The organism is Pectobacterium sp. HCp5_1 (assembly GCF_032905925.1).
In the GTDB taxonomy this organism is placed as follows: Bacteria; Pseudomonadota; Gammaproteobacteria; order Enterobacterales; family Enterobacteriaceae; genus Pectobacterium; species Pectobacterium brasiliense_A.
In genome coordinates, this window is the sequence record NZ_JAUMIO010000067.1 from 1 (window position 1) to 4,566 (window position 4,566).

The following is a 4,566-nucleotide window of genomic DNA, read 5'->3' on the forward strand; positions in this document are numbered from 1 at the left end:
ATAAAAGCCACAAAGTGGAGTGCTGGCTGTCGGAGAACAGTAAGTTCCGGCTACTGTTTCTGCCGACCTATTCGCCGTGGCTGAATCCAATTGAACGGCTGTGGTTGTCGTTACACGAAACGATAACGCGAAACCATCAGTGCCGGTACATGTGGCAGTTACTGAAACAGGTAACGCAGTTTATGAATGCGGCTTCACCGTTTCCCGGCAATCAACCTGGCCTGGCTAAAGTGGAGCGGTAATATGAGAAGCTATTTAGTATCAATCCTAGCCTTAAATTGCAGCCAAGCAGGTACACACCTTAACATAAAGCTATTCATGAAATAATCGCCCCTGAAAGGTACTTGCAATACCAGACAGGGGCTAACCTCAACGTTAGAAGGATAACGCTATGGCTGTCTGTCAGTTTACCTATTCCCTTCCTGAAAATCTGCATCTGGCTACTGCTTTTTTTGCCACATACCAACATCCAGCAATGGAGGCTTATCATGTTCGATAACACTCCGCTGGAACTGGAAGAAATCATCGATCAGTGTCGGGCATTAATTTACGCCGTTGTTGAACTGGATGAACCCAAGGCAAAAGAGATTTTGAGCTTCGTTCTTTGGGAACGGCTTGATCTGTTATTTCGTACTTTTCATACGCCAAAAGTGATTCCAGTAGAACAGCTTTAATTGTGTGGTAAGTTGAGCAGCACACAGGTCGTTGTGCTACTATTTCGAGATCGTAATTTAATTTGTGTAATTACCACTTCATTTCTTCTGTTGGCATAACTGTTATTGATTCAACAGTATTTTTCTCGGTATAAGCTATCTGCATCGCTAAAGGTATATGAAAACCATCTAACTTATACTTTTCTTTCATTCCAAACTGAAGACCTCCAATAACCTTGGAAGGGATGGTTTTCTCTGGAATGCCGAATTTTTCATGCATCCAGTCGATGCTCATTTCCTTCTTAAAAGGAAGAGGAAGCTCATTTGGGAATTGCTGTGTTGGCCTGTCTTCATCAAAGAGTGTAAGTGTCACACAAAACAATTTTCTCGATGAGCGATGAAAAGCTAAGTAAACAGATTCTTTGACCATATCTAAATCTAATACAGGATCGCCTGAATCCCCTTTAGGCTTAGTTTTATAAGGAATCAATCCTTCATCAAAGATCTCTTGGTAAGTTTTACCTATTCGATTAAATAATGCTTCAACATTCACAGTCATTTTTTGTACAACCCCACACTTTCATTTAGTTGGTGCAATTTTGCTCTTGCTTCTTCTAATTGCTCTTCCGTTGCGCCATGTTCTTTAAGCGCCTGCTTTTCCGCATCAAAGTTACTGTCAGTAGCAGAGCGAAGATCATGACTATCTGCTTCGACTTTTTCTGGCGTATTTCGACCACCGTATGTTTCACTATTTTTTTGATGGACGCCAGTAGGGACAGCAATGGCAGCAACCCTTTTAGACAGTTTTTTCAGCTCCTTTGGTCCAAGCTCTGGATGCAAACGTTTGTAGTGAGCTTTTACAGCTGCAGCCGAAGGCATGTGGTCAACTTGATATTCCCCCTGCCGTGATCTGCCTTCAAAATCACTGTAAAGCTCGACTTCTAAAAACTCAACCGGAGGCTTGCTCAGGTAAACATAAATTGGTGGAAACGCATTCTCAGGGAACACCAGAATGTAATCCCGAAAATCCTTCTCGTCCGGCATTGGTGTCGCAAGAATGCTGACATCATCCATCTCTGGAATTTCAAATCCCGGCACTGCTGACGGAATAACAGGCTGTTCACCGTGTGCCGTATCCGTGGGTAATTCCATACCCGGATTATCCGGTGTCCATAAAATTGTTGGTCCTGTTGCGCCCTCTTCCCAGAACTCGTAACGGTTATTGGGGAAATCATGTTTCAGTAATCTGACGCGCACCTGATCACGACCACTTTCCATACTGGTGTGGTAGCCAACCGCCTTCAGCCTGCCCGTTTCCTCATCTTCTACCCACTGATAACGCACACGGCTGGGCACCGTTCCCTGTTTCTTCGCTACCTCCAATAACTTTTCAGGTGTCAGTAAGTCTGCTTTCTCACCCTTCAGGAGATCCTGAATCAGCGCCCCCATTAGCAGAAAACTCTGTGCCATCTGCAACTGGCCTTGCCAGATTGATGGACCAGAAAGGCGTTTCGCCTGATGTGTCAGTGCCTTTGCTGCATCCTGATTGGCCTGCGCTACAGCGCCACCCGCAGCAGCGGTCGCACCCGCCTGTGCTGCCGAACCTGCCATTACCACTGGTTGAGGTGGCGGCAACATTGCCGCATCCGCTTTACCCACTAACAGGTCGAATATTGTTTTATACCACGGCTCCATCGGGGGTATCTGAGGCTTGTTAATCGCACCGGGCGGGGTCTTGGGTAACGGCTCGTTTTTTCCGGCAAATGACTGAGGAGGGGAAACAGCAGAAGAAGACGTGTTTTTCTTTTTCGCTGCCTGCGCATACTGCTTTACCTCAACTGATTTTTCTTGCGAGGGATTAGCCTGCTCAACAGGTTCAGCGACATAAAAACTCATTTCCCCGATGTTGCCCTGTGGCTCGTCTTCCTTTCCCGCATCGGTACAACCCACGCCACGTAAGCAGGATTTAGCAAAAACAGGCTCAACTGCCAGCATTGGCGACAATATCAATATAGGTGCACGGCTCAACGCTGCCTGTTTAGCACAGTCCTGAACGGGAGAACGATGGGGTGTATCACCAATGATGACGTTGCCACTGCCGGAGACAATGACACCACCGCAATTGATACCATCCCCAATACGCGCAGCATTTTTACCGTTAATAATGACGGTGGATGAACCTTCGGCGATTTTTCGGGAATGCACACCATGTGGCGCATTGGGACAGGGACAACCATGAAGCAGAACAGCATCACCTTGTCGGGCAGCAGGCTGACCATTAATAATTACATCAGAACTGCCTTCGATTATCGGTGTTTCAGGGAAACAGTCATGACCACTTCCGATATCATTGAGACGGGCAGCACCCGGCATTGTCATTATCCTTTGACAGTAAAACATTCCTTTTGAAGGCTGAATGTTGGACACTTTTTATGGATGATTCAATACTGGAAACGCTAACAATATTCAATACAGACGTTATTAGCGAATTTTTATTTATAACCAGATATTATCCGGCTGAAAAATAACATTTCCAAACTAGAAACAATAATATTATCACCCGCATTTTACTTTTGATATATGCTTTATATTATATGGAGTATAGCTGCAATCTCTGCCTTCGCCACGCAATGATGCCTGAAAAGGTGTAACCCATCCGGTATAATACTGAGTTTTTCCATTGCAACCTTGGTCTGCTTCAACATTACCATAATAGGCCAGAACAACTGTACCAGCAGGACACAATCCTTCATTTGGGAAATACGATGTTGGAGAAACATCATATTCAGCAACACCCGCACCAGCAGCCCACCTTCCATTAACGCAAGACAACAGCTTCCCGTTATTATCTTTACTGATTGCCCCTAATGTAAAACAAACTTCCCCGGATATCACTATCGATGTCGGTTGTATATACTGACCCGCCAACACACCTGACGATGTAATATTTCCTGACGCAGAAATGGCCCCTGTCGTTTTTCCATCATTTGAACCCGATAAGGTAAGGTCGCCTCTCACTCTCTGGCTTCCCCAGATATCCAGCTTAACAGAGGAATTGTTATTCCCATTCAGGGAAAGATAACCATCCCCCGCACCACCAGATACATTTAACAGAATCATATTCGGATCGCTGGTGCCACCGCCACCAATCTGAAGTTTGCTGCTCTGGGTTTTTGCTGAGATGTAGTTTTCAGAGTTGATGCCGTTTTTTACCGTAAGCTGGCTGTTCATTGATACGTTCTTACCAAATGTGGAAAAACCAATAACATTTAAATCCTCAGACACATTGACGTTCTTGGCAAAACGCCCATAAGAACCATTAAATGAGGTCGCATTCACGTCACCCGATGCGGTAATGTCTTTGGCGTTGTTGATACTCTGGCCGCCCATATTCAGATCACCCGTCATAGGGAGTGTGCCATCACGACGCAGGTAAACCGAATACATTGAGGAATCGTATCCTACACGGTAGGCCAATAGTCCCGCTGCATTTATCCCACTGTAGCTATTTTGGCTCTCAGTCCATTGACCAGCAGTTCCCGATGCCACCGTAGCGGATTGCGTCATACCACTATCAATGCCAGCCGCTTGCATAGCACGACCTAATAAGTCATAGCGAACACGGTTTCCTTCTGACCACGGCAATGTGGTGATAACCAGCCCGTTAATAACGTAATTAGGTGAACCCCCATCGCGCTTTAACATGATTTTATAAGATGATTTCTGCGCATTGATTCCGGTATAACTGACAGGCAACAGCCCTTCATTCACTAATGTTTGATAAGTGATTTGATCCTACCCACGTAATGTGGACACAGCCCTAAGCGAGGTTCTGGTTTTCAAACTGTTCCGGGCTGAGTCCGCCACAGGCACTGTGGCGACGCCAGCGATTGTAATCGCACTCAATATAATT

The 4,566-nt window shown here is 45.6% G+C and carries 4 protein-coding genes and 2 pseudogenes; 2 read left to right on the plus strand and 4 right to left on the minus strand.

The annotated features are described in order from the left end of the window. The coding region (locus Q3A88_RS21520; RefSeq protein ID WP_317178627.1) for a transposase at nt 1-242 on the plus strand (242 nt) is incomplete at its 5' end. A 246-nt stretch (nt 243-488) separates the two neighbouring features. Next, the gene (locus Q3A88_RS21525) at nt 489-674 is read left to right on the plus strand and encodes a hypothetical protein (RefSeq protein ID WP_317178628.1); all 186 of its coding nucleotides are present in this window, start codon (nt 489-491) and stop codon (nt 672-674) included. A 70-nt stretch (nt 675-744) separates the two neighbouring features. Here the strand turns inward: Q3A88_RS21525 and Q3A88_RS21530 are convergent, their stop codons facing one another. The 4 genes and pseudogenes from Q3A88_RS21530 to Q3A88_RS21545 form a co-directional block, all read right to left on the minus strand. After that, on the minus strand, nt 745-1,212 hold the full coding sequence (locus tag Q3A88_RS21530) for a DUF6392 family protein (RefSeq protein WP_182099952.1): 468 nt from the start codon (nt 1,210-1,212) through the stop codon (nt 745-747). Nucleotides 1,213-1,613: 401 nt separating this feature from the next. Then, nucleotides 1,614-3,026 (minus strand): annotated as a pseudogene (locus Q3A88_RS21535) (S-type pyocin domain-containing protein); the annotation flags it as partial. 183 nt (nt 3,027-3,209) lie between these two features. Next, nucleotides 3,210-4,445 (minus strand): annotated as a pseudogene (locus Q3A88_RS21540) (shufflon system plasmid conjugative transfer pilus tip adhesin PilV); the annotation flags it as partial. Nucleotides 4,446-4,473: 28 nt separating this feature from the next. After that, nucleotides 4,474-4,566 (minus strand): IS3 family transposase (locus Q3A88_RS21545; protein ID WP_130960768.1); only part of this gene is annotated, 93 nt, incomplete at its 5' end.

What these genes read in the sequence shown, in the direction of transcription:
- Q3A88_RS21525 (WP_317178628.1), top strand. Translation starts at nt 489, where the DNA reads ATGTTCGATAACACTCCGCTGGAACTGGAAGAAATCATCGATCAGTGT.
- Q3A88_RS21530 (WP_182099952.1), bottom strand. Translation starts at nt 1,212, where the DNA reads ATGACTGTGAATGTTGAAGCATTATTTAATCGAATAGGTAAAACTTAC.